Origin of the sequence: Fischerella sp. PCC 9605, from assembly GCF_000517105.1 — a bacterium.
Lineage (GTDB): Bacteria > Cyanobacteriota > Cyanobacteriia > Cyanobacteriales > Nostocaceae > PCC9605.
In genome coordinates this window covers 146,275-164,406 of sequence record NZ_KI912151.1, presented here as the reverse complement: position 1 = coordinate 164,406, position 18,132 = coordinate 146,275, and the positions used below count along the sequence as shown (strand labels likewise).

The 18,132-nt window shown below is 42.4% G+C and carries 15 protein-coding genes; 7 read left to right on the top strand and 8 right to left on the bottom strand.

Going from position 1 to position 18,132, the window contains the following annotated elements; genetic code table 11:
* Nucleotides 1-54 precede the first annotated feature (54 nt).
* Nucleotides 55-2,046, bottom strand: a complete 1,992-nt coding sequence (locus FIS9605_RS0125750; RefSeq protein ID WP_026735151.1) for a tetratricopeptide repeat-containing S1 family peptidase — start codon at nucleotides 2,044-2,046, stop codon at nucleotides 55-57.
* Between the two features lie 603 nt (nucleotides 2,047-2,649).
* On the opposite strand from FIS9605_RS0125750, the gene FIS9605_RS0125745 reads away from it, so the two are divergent.
* Both FIS9605_RS0125745 and FIS9605_RS0125740 read left to right on the top strand, forming a co-directional pair.
* Nucleotides 2,650-3,381 carry a hypothetical protein gene (locus FIS9605_RS0125745; RefSeq protein ID WP_035140243.1) on the top strand — a complete coding sequence of 244 codons (732 nt, stop codon included), beginning with the start codon at nucleotides 2,650-2,652 and terminating at the stop codon, nucleotides 3,379-3,381.
* Nucleotides 3,382-3,881: 500 nt separating this feature from the next.
* On the top strand, nucleotides 3,882-4,793 hold the full coding sequence (locus tag FIS9605_RS0125740) for a hypothetical protein (RefSeq protein WP_197036143.1): 912 nt from the start codon (nucleotides 3,882-3,884) through the stop codon (nucleotides 4,791-4,793).
* 100 nt (nucleotides 4,794-4,893) lie between these two features.
* On the opposite strand, the gene FIS9605_RS0125735 is transcribed toward FIS9605_RS0125740, so the two are convergent.
* Nucleotides 4,894-5,262, bottom strand: coding sequence for a cyclic nucleotide-binding domain-containing protein (locus tag FIS9605_RS0125735; protein WP_026735148.1), 369 nt, complete (start codon nucleotides 5,260-5,262; stop codon nucleotides 4,894-4,896).
* An 84-nt stretch (nucleotides 5,263-5,346) separates the two neighbouring features.
* Here FIS9605_RS0125735 and FIS9605_RS0125730 point away from each other — a divergent pair, with 84 nt between their 5' ends.
* A complete protein-coding gene (locus FIS9605_RS0125730; protein WP_026735147.1) occupies nucleotides 5,347-6,315 on the top strand; it encodes a DNA polymerase III subunit delta' in 969 nt (322 codons plus the stop codon).
* A 200-nt stretch (nucleotides 6,316-6,515) separates the two neighbouring features.
* On the opposite strand, the gene FIS9605_RS0125725 is transcribed toward FIS9605_RS0125730, so the two are convergent.
* From FIS9605_RS0125725 to FIS9605_RS0125710, 4 genes are all read right to left on the bottom strand, one after another.
* Nucleotides 6,516-7,238, bottom strand: coding sequence for a response regulator (locus tag FIS9605_RS0125725; RefSeq protein WP_026735146.1), 723 nt, complete (start codon nucleotides 7,236-7,238; stop codon nucleotides 6,516-6,518).
* Between the two features lie 259 nt (nucleotides 7,239-7,497).
* Nucleotides 7,498-8,181, bottom strand: a complete 684-nt coding sequence (locus tag FIS9605_RS0125720) for an RNA polymerase sigma factor (RefSeq protein ID WP_026735145.1) — start codon at nucleotides 8,179-8,181, stop codon at nucleotides 7,498-7,500.
* Nucleotides 8,182-8,418: 237 nt separating this feature from the next.
* Nucleotides 8,419-9,387 carry an NmrA/HSCARG family protein gene (locus tag FIS9605_RS0125715; RefSeq protein WP_082209859.1) on the bottom strand — a complete coding sequence of 323 codons (969 nt, stop codon included), beginning with the start codon at nucleotides 9,385-9,387 and terminating at the stop codon, nucleotides 8,419-8,421.
* 202 nt (nucleotides 9,388-9,589) lie between these two features.
* Nucleotides 9,590-10,207 carry a TetR/AcrR family transcriptional regulator gene (locus tag FIS9605_RS0125710; protein ID WP_026735143.1) on the bottom strand — a complete coding sequence of 206 codons (618 nt, stop codon included), beginning with the start codon at nucleotides 10,205-10,207 and terminating at the stop codon, nucleotides 9,590-9,592.
* Nucleotides 10,208-10,424: 217 nt separating this feature from the next.
* Here FIS9605_RS0125710 and FIS9605_RS38205 point away from each other — a divergent pair, with 217 nt between their 5' ends.
* The 3 genes from FIS9605_RS38205 (at nucleotide 10,425) to FIS9605_RS0125700 (ending at nucleotide 13,110) form a co-directional block, all read left to right on the top strand.
* Nucleotides 10,425-11,342 (top strand): class I SAM-dependent methyltransferase, encoded by a 918-nt coding sequence (locus FIS9605_RS38205; protein ID WP_231510465.1) that lies wholly within the window; start codon nucleotides 10,425-10,427, stop codon nucleotides 11,340-11,342.
* Entirely contained in the window at nucleotides 11,339-11,497 is a 159-nt protein-coding gene (locus tag FIS9605_RS45485; protein ID WP_231510464.1) for a hypothetical protein, read from the top strand. The genes FIS9605_RS38205 and FIS9605_RS45485 overlap by 4 nt, the downstream gene beginning before the upstream one ends.
* A gap of 308 nt (nucleotides 11,498-11,805) precedes the next feature.
* Complete coding sequence (locus tag FIS9605_RS0125700) at nucleotides 11,806-13,110, top strand: glycosyltransferase (RefSeq protein ID WP_026735142.1); 1,305 nt, start codon at nucleotides 11,806-11,808, stop codon at nucleotides 13,108-13,110.
* A gap of 89 nt (nucleotides 13,111-13,199) precedes the next feature.
* On the opposite strand, the gene FIS9605_RS0125695 is transcribed toward FIS9605_RS0125700, so the two are convergent.
* Both FIS9605_RS0125695 and FIS9605_RS0125690 read right to left on the bottom strand, forming a co-directional pair.
* Nucleotides 13,200-14,201 (bottom strand): glycosyltransferase, encoded by a 1,002-nt coding sequence (locus FIS9605_RS0125695; RefSeq protein ID WP_026735141.1) that lies wholly within the window; start codon nucleotides 14,199-14,201, stop codon nucleotides 13,200-13,202.
* Nucleotides 14,202-14,514: 313 nt separating this feature from the next.
* Nucleotides 14,515-16,167, bottom strand: a complete 1,653-nt coding sequence (locus FIS9605_RS0125690) for a B12-binding domain-containing radical SAM protein (RefSeq protein ID WP_026735140.1) — start codon at nucleotides 16,165-16,167, stop codon at nucleotides 14,515-14,517.
* A 161-nt stretch (nucleotides 16,168-16,328) separates the two neighbouring features.
* Between FIS9605_RS0125690 and FIS9605_RS0125685 the strand changes: the two genes are divergently transcribed.
* Nucleotides 16,329-17,954, top strand: a complete 1,626-nt coding sequence (locus tag FIS9605_RS0125685) for a cyclic peptide export ABC transporter (RefSeq protein WP_026735139.1) — start codon at nucleotides 16,329-16,331, stop codon at nucleotides 17,952-17,954.
* Nucleotides 17,955-18,132: the final 178 nt, after the last annotated feature.

The following is an 18,132-nucleotide window of genomic DNA, read 5'->3' as shown; positions in this document are numbered from 1 at the left end:
TCTATTTCATTGCTTTTGGTGGTGGGAACTGGCGGTATTGGATAATGAATTATTCTATTGCTGAAGCTCAATAATTAATTTTTGCACTTCTAGGTAGCCATTCTGATTATCCTGCTCTTTGTATAATTGTGCAGCTTTTCTAAAATCTGCCAAAGCTAGCTGCCTATTATCTACTTTGTACGCATTTCCTCGATTATGATAAGCAATAGCAAAGTTAGGATTAATACGTATAGCCTGATTGTAGTCTTCTATAGCCTTTGACCGCTCCTTCCTTATAAAGTGGGCAAAGCCCCGATTGTTATAAGCTTCAGCATATTCGGGATTAATCTCTATAGCCTGGCTCCAATCTTTAATAGCTGCGGGTAGATTTTCTAGGGTAGCTTGCACATTACCCCGATTGTAGTAAGCTTGAGAATCTTGAGGATTTATTCGCACAACCTCAGTATAATCCGCAATTGCTCCTTGAAAGTCTTTTAAGCTTTCACGAACAAAGCCGCGATCGTAATACATGTTAGCGATTTTTATCTCAGGCGCAATTTCAGAGGGATTGGGTAATTGAGGGTAGAGTTTAATAGCAGAGGTATAGTCATCTAAAGCAGCTTGTAATTTTTTTAACTTAACGTAAGTATGACCTCGATTCACATATGCTCTAATTTGATCGTCGATTTCAGGGTTATTTTGCAAAGTACTGTTGAAATCATCAAGGGCTGCTTGAAAATTTCCAAGTTCATAGTAGCTAACTCCTCGATTGGAGTAAGTAGCAGCATTCGACTGGATCTTTAGTACGTTGGTGTAAGAATTAATTGCTTCCGAGTGACGTTTTAGGGCTTGCAAAGCCTCACCGTGAAAATGGTGGAGTACGTATTCCAAATAGTTAGGTTGAATTTTGAGGGCCTTTTCAAAGCATTCAATTGCTTCTTGATGGCGTCCTATATAACCGAGAGTTACGCCTTTGAGACGCCAAGCGTCAATGAAATCTGGTTTTATGGCAAGGGCTTTGTCATAGGATGCAATAGCTTGTTCAAATTTTCTTAAACCTGCTAGGACACGTCCTCGAACATACCAGGCTTGCTCAAGTCTGGGATTGATTTGAGTTGCAGTGTCGTAAGCAGCAACAGCCTCCGGAAACTGCCCTAGTCGCCACAGTTGAATGCCATACTTCAGCCATTCACGTGCATCTTTGCTGTTCTTTGGCTCTTTCAAATTTAGAAAACTGATAATGGAACTGATTTGCTGCGCCGTAGGAGTAGGAGGGGGTGCTTGACTAGGAGTTACGGTTAATCCTACTTGAGACATTGATTTTAGAAAAGTACGAATGGGAATACCCATGCCATAACCAAGAACCATTTCAGAGCCTAATTCTCCCTCTCCCTCTGAATTCCCGTGAACGCCGATTACTCGTCCGCTAATATCAAACACAGGACCACCACTCATCCCTGGGTAAGTGATATTACCGTAGAGAAATTCATAGCCCTTATCTAAGGGATCTTTGGAAGTCCAAAATGCAAAATCCTTGTTAAAAAGAACTCCGGCTGAAAACAATCTTGATTCTTCTTTATCTTCTACATCTAACCCAGGCCAGCCAGAGACGAAGATGTAGCTTCCAGTTTGCGGAGTGTAGTCAGCTATAGTTGCTATCTGGTAATTTTGATTACTTGTGAACTCCAAGACGGCTAAGTCTATGCCTGAAAGCACCTTAATATCTTTACTGATGTGCTGCTTATCATCAGGCGTAACAATCGTATAATCGCTTCCTTGTGGGACAACGTGCTCGGCTGTCAGAATGTAGTAAACATTGCCTTTCCTAGCGATAATTATCCCAGATCCATTGAAATCGGCTCCATCCTGTCTCTGTCCTTGAATCAAAACTGTAATGTTCTTGGCAATATCGTTGACTTCTTGAGCAGTTAGTACCTTGGCGGCTTGGGATTCAAGGGTTGAGGTATTAGCTGGAACCTTTTCGATTCTTGAAGCAGATAAAGATGGAGGTTGTACACGAAAATTGTGCAGGTCAGATGCACAACTTACTGTTATAGCTACACTCATGAATATTATTGATAGTCTAAATAAAGGTTTCATCACTTAGACTCCGACATATTTTTGATATAGCAATGGAGAATAACTCTTCTTTATATATGGCTCTATAACTTTCACATCAGATGATGTTATTTTGTTTGCCTACTCCCTTCGCGCAAGAAAAATATCGATGATAGGACTGGGGAGCAGACGAATAATAGTGGTAAATAATTTTACTATCGGAACAAAGTAAATTAATTTTCGCCCTAAAGATATAGATTCACGTCTAAGGAATAAGCTCAGGAACATCGACAGAAGCCTTTCCTGCCTATTTCCTTAATATCATGCACTCCTTTCAAGACTTTTCAAATCAAATATCTAATCGTATTCTAGTGATGTTTTTGCGGCATGAATTATTTTTTTGCATTTTTTATACTTTTTTTCACCAAAAAAATCTCTGATTCTATACTAAAAAATGTAGTTTGAGAGAAAAAAACACATCTCAACTCAACCCGCAAGATGCTGTGAAAGTCTTTTGCACCGGGAACTAAACAAAACAAAAATCAAAGAATAGTACACTTGGACGGGGCTGCTTAATATATTACTCAATCAGTAAATCTTAATATCGGTGTTATGTTTAGTTACAGAGTTTTACTTACTAGTTGCTTGATATTGACCCTGAGTACTCTCTCTGTCCAAGCCTGTCCTAACGGAAGTCCAGAGTCCACAGCCTACATTCGTCGAAACAGTAATCGCTGTGAAGGAATAGTTCGACAGCTGCCTGGGGAATCCCAAACCGGTTCGTTACGGATTATTTCCCTAATCACCCATGACAGCAGTACACTGGGTAACACAGTAGTATTGCGAATTCCACGATTAAGTAACAGTAGTAAACCCGAGTTAACAGCACAGTCATTAAAACAAAATTATTTGCTTGATAACTTGGTATTTTCCCAAAATTTCTCCAATTTTACTTTTAATCTGCCTACTAATATTCTCAAAAAAGTGGGCATTTCTTTAGACGATATAAGAGTCTTGGCATCTGTCAAGTTAGGAAATAATTTTGTCTTTGTACCTGTTATCTTAGGACAGCCTGCGGCACAGTACAAATTTGTACTATTTACTCAATATCGAGCGAGCTTTCCCACACTGCAAATTCGTAATAGTAATGGTCAGATAGTTTACAGTAACCCTCGTCCAAACTTTCAATCACCTGGTGAGGTTTTCATCGCTTGGGATGGACGAAAGCAACCAGCAGGTCGCTATGTACTCCATATTGTTGGGAAACAAGAACGGGATGGTCGAAAACCAAAAGAAATAACCCGTAATATCAATTTTGAACATAATCCTGGGTGGTTACGATGAGGCAACCTGATAACAGGAAAAATCAAATTATCGAGTTCTTAAGTAATAGCTGGCAAATAATTATAATCTTTGTTTACTGGCTATTTTGGAGAATATACAGCAGTCTATTGTGGTTTTCTAACAAGCTAATCAGGTTATGGAAAACAGGATTAGATAAACTCAAAATGCGGAGGAAATTTTCCCAAGATACCGCAAACGATACTAATCAATCTAGAAATACTCCAAAACTGACAAAATCAATAGTTATTGCACTAATACTATTGGCATTTTTCATAGGAATAATTATAGCACCATACTTTCCCAGCACCAATGCTTTTGAGGGTAATCTTACAGTTCAAAAGCTTAATTTCACTAGCAATCAAGATAAGCAACTCTTTTTACATGACATTTCTGAAATTATTCAAATTTCAATAGAAGGAAGTCAAACATTAGTTTTAAAAGGCACATTTAAATGCAAATCTCGTCCAGTTATAGACAGAGTAAATGAGCTAAAAATTAAATTGGTAGACCCTAAAAGTAAATTGATTATTCGTCGTCCTGAAAATATAGACAAAACTAGTGAACTAGAACTCTTAGAACTCAGGCTACAGCAAGATACAAAAGTTAAAGAATTGAGTTATATCTCCTATCCAGATAAAGGTGGCAAGACCAACGTTATCTCACTCTCGCTACAACCAAATAATTCTCCAGTACCTTTGCAGCTTTCCTTAGGGGCGCAGCCTCTTCAGGTAGTCATTGAAGGATATCAATTACCAGAATTAGGTTTACAAGATAGTCCGGATCAACCAGAGCCAATTGAATTTACTTTTCAACCAGATATCCAAGTCTATGATTTAGAGTTAAAACAACTAGCTACTCTATCCATAAATTTACCTGGATCAAGTTCAGATGATTCAGAAACCCAGTTATTGGGTAAGAGCATAGAAGTAAAAGATATGCAGTTTTACACTGGTGAGAAGCCAGGTGCTTCTCCCAGAGATTTTTTCAATGCTTCTACAATTATTCAGGGTCAGATTCGTATGGCAGAACAAGACCTAAAAATTGAAAAAAATCAGTTTCTGAATATTGAAAAGCCGGGTGTTCAAAGATTAATTTATCTGAACATTTCTGAGCCGCAATCTAATCAAGACTTAGAATTCAAAATTGATGGTCAAACCCTGAAAGTATCAGAGCCACCCAAAGGCTTAGAAGTCCGTTTAAGTGGTAGAACAACAGGTATACAGGTTGGTCTAGACCCCGAAATTCCTGTTGCTAGTATCCGAGCTAATTTTCTGGCTAATTATCTTTCCAAGGATGTAATTGTTGGGCTGATATCTTTTAGTAGTGCCATGATTACTGCTATTATCATTTGGCTATTCGAGAATTATTCTGAAACACCAAAAGAGAAAGATAATTCCGAGCCGAAGTCTTAATTTTACATTTATAGTAAAGGCAAGTAGGCAAGTTATGCGTCAAGTCCTTTTGATTGTTCAACAAGCAACAGACAAGTTGGGGAAGCTATACAGCCCAGTTTCAACCAAGTTGCTTCAAACGCCGCAGGCGTGCTGAGAAACTCTGCATGACTTTGAGCGCAAACATAGGAGTTTCTTGCACAGCAAAGAGGAAACGCTCTTTGTTCATGGATGCAAGTATGCAGTCAGTTTTGGCGATCGCAGTAGATGCTCTGTTTCTATCTGGATGAACTAAAGCTCCTTCACCAAAAACATCGCCTGCCTGGATGGTTTCAACCACTTTGCCATTAACATGCAACTCTACTTCTCCCATCAAGATACCATACATACAGTCCCCTTTCTGACCTTGTTCAAATATGACTTGACCGGCAGAAAAGGTCATTTCTGGCTGGTTTTTGTAAATTCTAACGGTTTCGGCGGCTGATAACATAACTATGTCACTCCTGCGTGTTAATCGTAACTTAAAGCTTGTGCTGCGAAGCAAGTTTTCAGTTAAACTGTTATACCTAAAATTATGACTGACCCATTTGCCCAACTGCTCGGACAGCCGCAAGCAGTAGAATTACTTACTCAAGCTGTCAAACAAAATCGAGTTGCCCCAGCCTATTTATTTGTGGGGCCTGATGGTATTGGGCGGAGTTTGGCGGCACGGTGCTTTATGGAATTATTATTTACCAATACTCCATCCGCAGCTATTCCTATCATCCGCACCAAACTCCAAAAAGACAACCATCCTGATGTGTTGTGGGTACAGCCAACCTACCAGCATCAAGGACAACGCCTCACAGCCACTGAAGCAGCAGAGAAAGGACTCAAGCGTAAAGCACCACCCGTAATCCGCCTAGAGCAAATTCGCGAGATTACCGAGTTTCTGGGCCGTCCACCTTTGGAAGCACCAAGGCATGTAGTAGTAGTGGAGGGGGCAGAAACTATGGCAGAAGCGGCTGCTAATGCGTTATTAAAAACTTTAGAAGAACCCGGACAGGCGACACTGATTTTAATTGCCCCTTCCTCAGAATCCATTCTGCCAACATTGGTGTCGCGCTGCCAACGCATTCCCTTTTATCGCTTAGATACAGCCGCAATGGCTGAAATATTAACACGTACGGGTCATCAAGAAATTTTGCAAGATCCAGCGATATTGAGCATCGCCGCTGGTAGCCCTGGTGAGGCGATCGCTTCTTATCAACAACTGCAAGCGATTCCCCCTCAACTACTCCAAGCAGTAACCAACGCCCCAAAAAACTACCGTCAAGCCTTGGAATTAGCCAGAGATATTGATAAAGCTTTAGATACTGAGGCGCAACTGTGGTTAGTCGATTATCTTCAACAGTCCTACTGGCAGCAGTGGTATCAACCCGATGTCATCAAACAATTAGAACAAGCTCGTAAATCCCTGCTTTGCTACGCCCAGCCGCGCCTAGTTTGGGAATGCACATTTATTCAGTTGTGTCAAGGTGCTTCGCGCGGTACTGGGTACTAAAGCATCGATTCAGTATTCATGAATTGTTGGTGCGGTAAGACCAGGGAGGGAGAGGGGGAAGACACCCTTCGGGAAGTCAAAAGTATCAAGTCAAAAGTCATGCGTTAGAATCTTTACTTTTGACTTTTGAATGCGTGACTTTTGAATTGTTTTGTCCTCCTTCGGAGTTAGCTAAACAGCGATCGCACAGCACAAATTGATTAACTTGCTAAACCAGAACGCAAGGCGCGAACTGCTGCTTGAGTACGGTCATCGGCGCATAGCTTATTCAAAATATTGCGGACGTGAGTTTTCACAGTTCCAACGGTGATATAAAGCTTTTTGGCAATCACCGCGTTACTGCAACCTTCTACAATTAACTGCAATACTTCTAATTCCCTTTCGGTGAGGGTGTATGGGTCAATCATCTCCTCATTCTCAGCGCGATCTGAGTTTTGAGCAGCGAAATTATCAGTAACCATTGACACAATCTCTTGCTTGGGTGGATTTTGCTGCGCTTGTTGTAATACAATGCGGGCGATCGCCGGATCGATCCAAGCGTTGCCATTGTAGGTTACGCGTATGGCTTCCAGCAAATTATCAAACTTGATATCCTTCATACAGTAGGAATCCGCCCCAGCGGCAAAAGCTGCTAGCACTTCTTCCTTACGATCTCGTAGCGTCAAAATCAACACCTTCGTTGCAGACTCTTGGCCGTTAGCAACAGATTTGACTTCTCGTGTGAGCTCAATACCATCTTTGTCTGGTAAACCAATATCTATAATCGCAATGTCTGGTTGTAGATTCTTTAACAGTTTTAACCCCTCAGTCGCATTAGCAGCTTCTCCTACAACTTCAATTTCTTGCTTTTGCAGCAGTGCTGTCCGAATACCAACACGGGTTAAGTCATGATCTTCAATCACTACCACACGAATTTTACTAATGCTTTCCAAAATACTAGTTAGGTATTTGCGGTGTAAATCTCTGATAAATTGGGCATCGAGGGCAATTGGGGTTAGCTGCTCCTCTTGTTGGTAAGCTAAGTTGATGGATGTAATAATACCTTCAAGTTCGGGGTCATCACAAGCAGCGTCAAGTATTTGGGCAATGACTTCCATATCACCTTGATCTAAAGCTTGGATATACAAATGGATGGCTTTTTCACGTGAGATCAGACTTGAGTTTTCTACATGTTCGTGCATCTTATCTGCCCTCCTCAAGTGACAGATTGCTTTGAGCATAAGCTTGACGTAATCGTGCGATGACACGGTGCTTCTTTGTATAAGCTGCTCCTATTGTTGTTCCTAATGCTGCTGCCAAAGATTCTCCTGTCTTACCATCAACAAAAGCTAACTTAAGTACTTCTCTATCACTGTCTTTTACTAAAGACAGCAGATATTCCAACATTAATTGGCTATCCGGGTCAGATGAGTTAGAAGACTGATGCAGTAGTCCCAAAATCTCTTCGTCTGATAAAGTTTCATAATTTAGCTGCTGCTTAATTTTGCGAACTTGTGGAAGTTCAGCAACAGGTGTAATCCACCGATTTTCTTGGATTTTTTGACGTTGCCACTGTTGTATTTTCTTGGCAGCAATACCTAGTAACCAAGGGCTGGGTAAGAGGTTTAGGTCAAATTCTCCAGCTTTTTTGAGAGCGGTTTCAACGGTTTCATGCAAAATTTCTTTGGCTACCACTTCAATTGAATCTTGAACGCAAGTATTACTAAAATTACTGCCAAATTGCTTGATCGCCCGACTAACATAGACTTGAATAGTCCCTTGAATAACCTGCCACTCTTGTTGAACTGCCTCACATAACAATTGCCGCTTCTTTTGCAGATCAGGATCATGAGATGGGTCTACTGGTTGTCTAACCTGTCGTTTCAATGTGACCTCCTAAACATCACCCTTGATATGTAATTGCCAGCAAGGCGATAAATCCCTACAGTGGTAATGAGAAGAATTTTCACCCTCCACCAATTTAAAATCCTATGAACATCGTCTCTAATATTGAATTGTCATGAGACGGGCAAATTCTTACAGATGCTAATAAAAAATTTTTTGATGACTATATATTGCCTTGAAGCGAATCGAGGAAAAATTCTCCCGTTTAATAGTTCGTTTTCACAAACTCTCGTAAGTGAGTTCTGAATTTGCCCAGTTGGTTTCTGCCAAAAATTCACTAAATGTGGTCAAAAGACCAGGAAACTCCTCTTCCCGCAAGCGCTGAACATCAGCTTGATAACCTTTGTTACGATACCATTGAATCAAATCGAACAGTTCTTTTCTCAAAAGCAGTAAGAAAATCCACGAGGGTACTTCTTTGTGGACAACGGTCATTCCCTGCACTTTAGAAAATTCCTCTGCCATTTGTTTTGGAGTTAGCACATCACCAGCAAGTTCTATTTCTTGACCGATGTACTTAGAATCATTTTTCATCACGTCAGCTGCTACTCGACCCATATCCTTAGTCGTAATCAGATGGATGGGCTTGTTCGGCTGAATGGAAAATGGAAAGACTCCTTTGAGGATGGAGGGTCGCGTATATTGCTTCCAAAACTCCTCCATAAACAAGCAGGCCCGCAACATCGTTGTCGGTAAGCCAGCCTCTTTCAGAACCTGTTCTACTTTATACTTCTGCTCAATGTGACTGATTCTGGAATTCCTGTCTGCTCCTCCTGCGGAATTATATACGAAATGTTTGATATTAGCTTTCTTCGCAGCTTGGGCAACTCGCTTTGCTCTTTCGATCTCTTGCGGATCGGGCTTAGCCGCGTCGGCGCTGGTGGCGTGACAGTAAACAGCCGAAATATCTGCAAAAGCTGGTGCGAGAGAGTCCTCATCATCTAAATTAGCTTCCACAAGCTCAACTCCTGCATCGCTCATCTTTGCTAAAGAAGGGCGGTTAAGGTCAATTTTCCTAGTGATTGCGCGCAGATTGGTAACTCCTTGTTCCACAAATCCCTTGACCACATTCGCACCTGTGCCGCCAGTAACCCCAATGAGCAACACTTTCCCGATATTCGCCCCTGTTTGTTTAGGAGAATCTAAGGCACTCAATTCTTGGTTGATTTGACCATTATCTAAAGGCATAATTTCCAAAACTTAGATAAAGGTTCACCAGGCATATACCTGGTAAAAGTAAGGTACTACTTGCACCTGTTAATTTAACGAAATTTAATTGATTCTACAAGTTGAAAAATGTAGACATTGAGAGGATGCCGCAACTTGGACTTACACGCTCGTTTTGGACTAATGTTCTGTCTGCTTGTAGCATAATGCAAAAATCTCTGCACTACTGCGTTGGTGAAAACAGAAGTTCAATGTAGTTGCGATAGTGTAAAAGCTGTTGGCTCAGCTGCTTTGGTTCTCGAAGTACCCGCACCATCACAAACGCTCCTTCAAAGGCAGAAACAAAGCCATCTGCAAGTTCCTTGGCATTAACGGGAAAGCGGGGCGGATAATTAGCTATCACTTCCTCAAATTTGTCTCCTAAACGCTTTCGCCACCGCAGGATGGCTTGAGCAGTAATCTCACGAATTTTCTCGTCGAGTTCCTCGAATTGGTAGATGTATGAAGCAATCAAACAGCCTGCACCAGGCTCGATTAATTGATCTGCTTCCTCCTGAAATAAACCAATAAAGATGAGAACTTGTTGCAGTGGATCTCGGCTAAGCCTCTCGGCACGTTTTAATCTCTCTTCCAGCAAAGTCTCTTCTTGATCCGCATATCGTTCAACTAGTGCCCGCGCCAGTTCTGACTTACTTTTGAAGTGATAAAAAAATGCTCCTTTCGTGATAGCAGCCTTCTCAAGCACCATATCAATGGATGTGCCAGCGAGTCCATGCCCCATAATTAGAGCTTCAGCAGCATCAAGGATTCGAGTTTTAGTTGCCTCGCCGCCTCTTGGCATTGACACCTCCACAGATTAAGTTCATTTAATTTATTTTACAGACTATTTGGTTTAAATATAGCCTCTTTGCTAGTGAGTAGATTGAAGAATAGGAGGAATTTAGCTGCGATCTGCTTGTAAATTTTTTCGTTATATAAAGCTAGTTTTAGCGTTAAGAGGATTGACACGATAGTTTTTCATAATTAATATACAAACTAGTTGGTATAGTAAAAAAGTGATGACTGTGCAAACCTTCGATCAAACCAAAGCAGAAGCATTCGCCGACCGGATGCTGGACATTCTCAACAGTGGCGCGATCGCCCTGATGACCTCAATCGGACATCGCACCGGATTATTTGATACCTTGGCTAAACTGCCACCATCCACAAGTCAGCAAATTGCGGATGCAGCCGGATTAAATGAGCGATACGTGCGGGAGTGGTTGGGTGTAATGGTGACAGGCCGTTTTGTTGAGTACGATCCTGTGACTGGTTCCTACTCCCTGCCTCCGGAACATGCGGCATTTTTGACACGAGCTGCCAGTCCCAATAACATTGCTGTTACCGCACAATTCATTCCGCTGCTAGCAACTGTTGAAGATCGGGTAATTGACTGCTTCTACAAGGGTGGGGGCGTTCCCTATTCTGCTTATCAACGCTTCCATCAAGTTATGGCGGAAGATAGCGGGCAAACAGTTGTTGCGGCGCTGGAGGAGTATGTTCTTCCCTTGGTTCCCCGTTTAACGGAAGACCTAAACAAGGGCATTGATGTACTTGATGTTGGTTGTGGTAGTGGTCATGCGCTTGTTGAAATGGCAAAGCGGTTTCCTAACAGTCGCTTCACAGGTTACGACATCTCACAAGAGGCGATCGCAACGGCGCAATCAGAAATTAGCCATCAAGGACTCACCAACATTCAATTTCAGGTTAAAGATGCCGCTAAACTGGACGAAGTGGAGCAATATGATTTGATCTGCACCTTCGATGCGGTTCATGACCAAGCAAAACCGGATGTGGTATTGCGCGGCATTTATCAGGCACTGCGCCCTGATGGGACATACTTAATGCAGGATATTCGTGCTTCCAGCAATGTTCACGGTAATCTGGATCATCCCAGCGCACCATTACTCTACACATTTCTTGCCTGCACTGCATGACCGTCTCGCTCTCCGCAGGCGGCATGGGTCTTGGTGCGATGTGGGGTGAAGAAAAAGCTTTGGAAATGTTGAGAGAAGCGGGATTCACCAGCGTAGAAATTAAGCGGCTTGACCATGATTTCTTGAATGACTATTACATCATCAAGAAAAACTAGGAGGAAACCAAGCATGTGCCAACTCTGTTCACTGGCATTGCGTTATCAGAGATTGAAAATAGGGATCGGGGATTGGGGATTGGGGAAGAGATTTTCATTCTTTGCTGTGCGCCCCGGTGCATGAGAGTCTTGCACGCCTATGCAACAGCTCCCAGGCAAAGCCTCTAAAACCTGGTAACTCTCGTTACTAGGTTGAACTTGGTAACGAGAACTAAGCGATCGCCGAAAAAGAGTACTAGAGTGAAAATAGAAGCTTGATAAAGAAAAGCTTGCCTTTTGTAGGTAAGGTATTTCAAAAGTAACTCAAAATGATTACTTTCCTAGAAATTGCGTTTATTACGCTGATGGTTGGCTCGGTAGTTTTTTACCTAGCGTGTGCATTATGTACCCATCAGTTTTTTGCATCTACCCAAGGGCAGATTAATCATGACCAGAATCTACCAGTAGCTGCGTCCTCCTTTGATCCTGTAAACATAGGGAAACAAGAGGATTCCATCTATGAAGATGACTCCCCTGTATCTTCTCCAAACAAGCCTGCAAATGCAGGCTTTGTTTGTCTAGCCCCAGACGGCGTATCAGCAAAATGTGAAAATACTGAGGATGTACCAGTATCAGTCTTGTTGTCTGTTAGTGGGATAGATGAGGGAGCATGGGAAAATTGGTCATCGCTGTGTACGCAAAATTATCAAACTTATGAAGTGCTGTTTGGGGTTACAGATCCCCAAGATCCTGCTGTTTCCTTGCTAAAAAACCTAGCTGCAACCTTCCCCAACCAGGTACGATTGTTTGTCGGTTTAGAACCACGTGGGGTCAATTACAAAGACAGCAACCTGAGCTATTTATTAGCAGAGTCTCAGCATGAAGTTATCATCTTTGCTGATGGTGATATTCGGGTAAGTCCTGATTACATTCGTATCGTTACTGCTCCCTTGAGGGATGCCAAGGTTGGTGTTGTTACTTGTGCTTATGTTGGGCACGATCCCCAATACTTGGGTGCAGCGCTGGCTTCCTTGGGTCGCTGCGTTGACTTTATTCCCAGTCTGTTGATAGCTCGTATTGTTGATGGAGGTCTGCACTTGGCAATAGGAGTGACTATAGCTACCCGCAAATCAACGTTAGCTGATTTTGGTAGTTTGCACCTCAACCGAATTGGGTCAGACTATAATCTCGGCAAAAGAGCAGCAATGGCAGGCTATGAGGTTGAATTATCACCCTATGTTCTAGAGTGGGATACAGGCCAGGAGAGTCTCAAGCAAATATTTATGCGGGAGTTACGCTGGGCGCGGACTATCCGTTACAATCGGGGAGCGCAGTACTACAGTATGGTGTTTTGCTACGGCACTGTCTACAGTATTCCCCTGTTGCTACTATCCGGGTTTGCTGGATGGACGATCGCTCTGAGTTTAACAACATTTGTGATTCGCTATGCTCAAGTCCTAGTAAGTATCTTTAGTATCAACTGCCCTAAACTGCTGCGTTGGCTTTGGGTCATACCGTTACGAGACTTGCTGAGTTTTATCGTTTGGCTAATGGGTGCGTTTGGACAGCGCGTGTACTGGCGCGGACGATATCTGCGGGTGGAGGGTGATGGGATCATCTCTCCGTGGAGTTGACTAAAGAATGACACAAAGACAGTTAAGATACGGCGACGCGGAGAGGAACGAAATCATTATGTCTAGGTTTTCTGGTTCTACGAGTCGCCTTATTGTCCTGGTATAGCCTCAAATTCACCCAAAATTTGGTTATAAACTTTGAGCAAGTAGCGTGATTCAAACAAGGTGATGACATAACCCACAAAAATTAGTGTCACTGAGGTAATAACAATGGGAATTGCCAAAGGAAAGTAAATAATATAGCTTGGTTGATTAGTAAACATTTTACTTATCCTAACCCAGAAAACTCGTAACTTACCCAGAAAGCCAGATAGAGAGTCATGATACTTATGTTGATATTTTGCCAGCAAACGCTTCTGCCAGTAGTAATCGTGGCCGATCAGCAAGAAACGCCAGAAAAAGTGAGATAGTCCTGATGGCGGGGCGTGGGTTGCCCTAGCTTGTGGCTGCCTCCAAATGGTGTAACCATAGGAATGTAAGGTGTGAGCATGAATTAGGCAGTTGCCTCGATAGAGGGGAAGCTCAGTCGGAATGGGGTATTGTAGGAGAAATTCGCGTCGGAAAGCAACATTATTGAGAAAGTATTGGGAGGTGCGTTTGAGAGTTTTCTGTCTGGAGTATTGGGGAAAGATATAAGTCAAAGCCATAGCAGTACCGTAGGGCCCCTTCCCTCGTGTTGTTGTTTCTCCTGCCACAACTTGGATCTGATCGCTTTGAGTGAAAGGGATGAGGATATTTCTTAACCAGTTTGTTTCATAGATGCAATCAGAGTCGCAATAGACAACTATGTCCCCTGTTGCCAAATTAGCTCCCAGCATTTTTGCTTTGTAATATCCAGTCCCTAATGGTGCTTGGCAAACTTTAATCCAGGGATATTTTTCAAGCAGTTGCTCAAGCTTTTTTGGGGGAACATCACCACTATCTATCATTAAAATCTCATTTGCAAAAATGGGCGAGAGGTCTTGATTAAAGAGCGAAGTTAAAGACTCAGATAGACTATTGAGATCGGCATTGGCCAAGTTTTCCGTTTCTAAGACAATGGAAAAACTTGGTAGTTGTTCCTTGAGTGTAGATGCTTTTATCTGTCCCATAGCTTACTTAACCTCATTCCTCTAATTGATCTAGGCGTTGAATCTGCGATTACAGCGCCTAAATGAAATAGCGGTCAAAGTCCAGCTATCCTCCAATCAAAATTTCACGTAAGCTGTTGCAAGGGAGAGGATAGCCGAGTTTTGGTAATAACACCTGTAATTCCTATTTTGGCACTCCCCGCGAAGACAGTGACGAGGATTGTGGGGCATAGAGCAAGGGGCAATGGGCAAGGGGCATAGAAAAGATCCAATTCCCAATGTCCAATGCCCTATTCCCAATCCCCAATCCCCAATCCCCAATCCCCAGTCCCTTTTAGATGTGAACTTGATTACGTATTTTTTGGGAATAAAACGAAGCCGATTCTTCGTTTCTAGCACACTCCTGTGCAAATTTAATTAGATGGTGTCCGACAAGCCCAACGTGAATTAAGTTTTCAATATTACCTGCTTTCAGTGCTGGTCGCGCCATTTCCCAAAAAGTCTGGCGATAATTACTAAACAATCCTACCCGCAGCAGAATATTGGTCATACAGGTTAAACCTTTACGGATATTTGCCCAAGAAGTGCGGGCAGGGCTATTGGGAACCTTGATTCGATTGGGGTAGGTGTTTTCTATGTTGTAGGCAAATCGCTGATATAAAAATTCTGGTTCATAGGCAGTTGTAATACAGCGACGCCACATTTCAACTACCTGTTCGTAAGGCATTAAAAACTTGATATTCGATTCGCGATTTTCATCAAAGACCAGTCGCCCTTCTTGTTCTAACCTGCGCCACAAAGGAGTTTTTGGTAACGCATGTAATAGGTTAATTGTCAATAAAGGAATTTGAGACAGACGAATAAATTCGAGAATTCGATCTGCGGTTTCTGGTGTGTCTGTATCAAACCCAATGATGATTCCCGATACAACTTCCATGCCATAGCTATTTAAAACTTTCACTGCTTCCAGAATTGGCATACTCAGGTTGTGAGTTTTGGAAATAGCTTGGAGAGCCTCGGGTTCCGGGGTTTCAATGCCACAGAAAACCGTACAAAAATAGGCTTCGCGCATCATTTCCAAAAGCTTGGGACTTTGAGCCAGATTCAGCGTCGCTTCACAGGCAAACTGGATGGGATAGCCATTGCGCTTTTGCCAGTCAATCAGGTGAGGAAGCAACTTCATCAGAGCACGGCGATCGCCCACAAAGTTATCATCTACAAAGTACACCGCTCCCGGATTACCGCATTTGAGCATGGTATCCAGTTCAGCCAGAACTTGCTCTGGTGTTTTCATGCGGGGATTGCGTCCATAGAGTTCGGGAATATCACAAAACTCACAGCGATAGGGGCAACCACTGGAAAACTGAATATTTGCCAGGAAATATTGATCGAGATTCAGCAAGTGATAGGCTGGGATGGGAAACTCGCTCAGGGGTAAGCGTTCCTTAGTTTCAAAGCGAATTTGCTGTTGAGGAAGTTCAATGTGGCGATCTAAGTACTCGATCATGCGATCGGTTGCATCCCCCAACTCACCCAAATGTAAAATGTCAAACTCAGGATAATATTCTGGGCAACCAGATACAGAGGGGCCACCGACAACAGTAATTTTGCCTTCTGCATGGGCAAGTCGATTAATTTGATTAATCTGCGATCGCTGAATGTGCATCCCGCTCACAATCACCACATCAGCCCACTGGTAATCAGCCCTTTTTGCCGATCGCACGTTTTCATCAACAAACCGGACTTCCCACTGTTGAGGTAAGTAGGCAGCTACTAGCAAAATCCCTTGTGGAGGCATAAAAGCCCGGACTTTACCCATGAGAGGGTAGGCGTGATGAAAAGTTCCAAAAGAGCGAGTGTACTTGGGAAAGATGCAGAGAACACGTCGATGGTGCAAGGGAACGTAGCGCGTTCTTTTAGTAGGAGCGGTTTCAGAATCTGCCGCTACAGGAATTTGGTTTTCCAAAGACTTCAGATTCACACTCATTCCGAAATTCTCCTCAGAAAACTGAGCAGCTAATTTGAAAATTTATTAGCAAGATTAGCTGTAATTGCAACTAGCTTACCGCGATCTCTCAGAAGTTTTTAACTGTAAAATATAAAATTTCCCCTAGGAGCGCAAACTGAATTGGTTTGTAAACAACTATCATGCATTTGATTTATTTTCTTTTGCGTTCAAATTGGGGGATGGTGGCGATCGCGATCGTGACTGGATTCCTCAGTGGTGGCAGCAGTGCTGGTCTGATAGCTTTAATCAGCAATGCTGCGGGTCGTGACCCTGGTTCGTCTTTGGCAACCATAGTTTGGGGTTTTGCAGGACTGGCATTAGTTGCACTCGTCACCAGCATTATTTCTCAAGTGATGTTGATTCGCCTATCTCAGAACGCAGTCTTGCAATTACGGATGCGCTTGAGTCGCCAGATTCTCTCCTCAGAGTTGAGCCATTTGGAACAACTAGGAAATCCCCGCCTATTGGCAACCCTCACAGAGGATGTACAAGCAGTTGCCGATGGTGTTTTTCAGATGCCTTTCCTATTTATTAATCTGGCGATCGTTCTAGGTTGTGTGGTCTACATTACATGGCTATCTTGGTTAGTACTGCTGATGATTGTAGGACTTTCAGTGGTAGCGATTGCCAGTTGCCAATGGCTGTTAAACAGAGGCAAGAAATTGCTCGCCCTAGCTCGTGAAGATCAAGATATACTGTTTAACCATTTCCGTACTATCACTGAAGGAATAAAGGAGCTTAAGCTACACTACGAGCGGCGTCAAGTCTTCCTAGACAAAAAACTGCAATCAACTGCTACTGCATTTCGACGTCACAATGTTGATGGTTTTACCCTTTTTGCTACAACTACTAGCTGGGGTCAACTTGTATTCTTTTTTGCGATGGGTTTTGTAATCTTTGCCCTGCCTAATATTCTTGCTGTTAACCCTCAAACTCTTTCTGGCTATATCTTGACCTTCACCTACCTGATGATGCCAATGAATAATATCATCAGCAAACTTCCTGTTTTGAGCAAAGCTAGCATTGCATTGCAAAAAATTGAGTCACTGGGTTTATCTCTAGCTAGTCGGGCAGAATTATCAACAGTTCCACCTGCTGTCAAGACTTCCTGGCACAGCTTACAACTCAATGATGTCACCCACACTTACCATACAGCCGAAACAGACAACAACTTTATTTTAGGCCCCATCAACCTGACACTTCATCCCCAAGAACTAGTGTTCATCGTCGGGGGAAATGGCAGCGGTAAATCAACTTTAGCCAAGTTAATTACCGGACTTTATATTCCTGAAGCTGGAGAAATACGATTAGATGAAGAGTTAATTACCGAACAAAATCGTGAATGGTATCGCCAGCATTTTTCTGTGGTATTTTCTGACTTTTATTTATTTGATGAACTTTGGGGATTAGAAAATTCTGGTCTAGATAGTAAAGTCCAAGAATATCTCAAGGTTTTACAGCTAGACCATAAAGTTAAAGTCAAAAATGGTAAACTTTCCACGACTGCTCTTTCACAAGGACAGCGTAAAAGACTGGCTTTACTCACAGCGTATTTGGAAAACCGACCAATTTATCTATTTGATGAATGGGCAGCCGACCAAGATCCAGCATTTAAGAAAATTTTTTACACAGAATTGCTAACAAAACTGAGAGATCAAGGCAAAACAGTGCTGGTAATCAGTCATGACGATCGCTATTTTCATCTAGCAGACCGAATTATCAAACTCGAATACGGTAAAGTGGAATTTGACATAAAAGGGGTGTAGGGCGATAAGGGTATTAGTTTGTCAAATTTGAATTGATGGATCGCAAAGTTCGTAGTCAGGACTTTAGTCCAGAATTTTTAAGCACGCTTGGTGCTTACTACAAACCCTCAAAACTAGCTTGACAGAGTAGTATAAGGGTATAAAAAAAATAGTTATTAATTTTGAGATTTAAACATAA

Excerpts from the sequence above, each read along its gene's own strand:
- FIS9605_RS45485 (WP_231510464.1), top strand. The coding sequence starts at position 11,339 with ATGACCGTCTCGCTCTCCGCAGGCGGCATGGGTCTTGGTGCGATGTGG.
- FIS9605_RS0125715 (WP_082209859.1), bottom strand. The coding sequence starts at position 9,387 with ATGCCTTTAGATAATGGTCAAATCAACCAAGAATTGAGTGCCTTAGAT.
- FIS9605_RS38205 (WP_231510465.1), top strand. The coding sequence starts at position 10,425 with ATGACTGTGCAAACCTTCGATCAAACCAAAGCAGAAGCATTCGCCGAC.
- FIS9605_RS0125735 (WP_026735148.1), bottom strand. The coding sequence starts at position 5,262 with ATGTTATCAGCCGCCGAAACCGTTAGAATTTACAAAAACCAGCCAGAA.
- FIS9605_RS0125730 (WP_026735147.1), top strand. The coding sequence starts at position 5,347 with ATGACTGACCCATTTGCCCAACTGCTCGGACAGCCGCAAGCAGTAGAA.
- FIS9605_RS0125690 (WP_026735140.1), bottom strand. The coding sequence starts at position 16,167 with ATGAGTGTGAATCTGAAGTCTTTGGAAAACCAAATTCCTGTAGCGGCA.
- FIS9605_RS0125695 (WP_026735141.1), bottom strand. The coding sequence starts at position 14,201 with ATGGGACAGATAAAAGCATCTACACTCAAGGAACAACTACCAAGTTTT.
- FIS9605_RS0125700 (WP_026735142.1), top strand. The coding sequence starts at position 11,806 with ATGATTACTTTCCTAGAAATTGCGTTTATTACGCTGATGGTTGGCTCG.
- FIS9605_RS0125685 (WP_026735139.1), top strand. The coding sequence starts at position 16,329 with ATGCATTTGATTTATTTTCTTTTGCGTTCAAATTGGGGGATGGTGGCG.
- FIS9605_RS0125710 (WP_026735143.1), bottom strand. The coding sequence starts at position 10,207 with ATGCCAAGAGGCGGCGAGGCAACTAAAACTCGAATCCTTGATGCTGCT.
- FIS9605_RS0125745 (WP_035140243.1), top strand. The coding sequence starts at position 2,650 with ATGTTTAGTTACAGAGTTTTACTTACTAGTTGCTTGATATTGACCCTG.
- FIS9605_RS0125750 (WP_026735151.1), bottom strand. The coding sequence starts at position 2,046 with ATGAGTGTAGCTATAACAGTAAGTTGTGCATCTGACCTGCACAATTTT.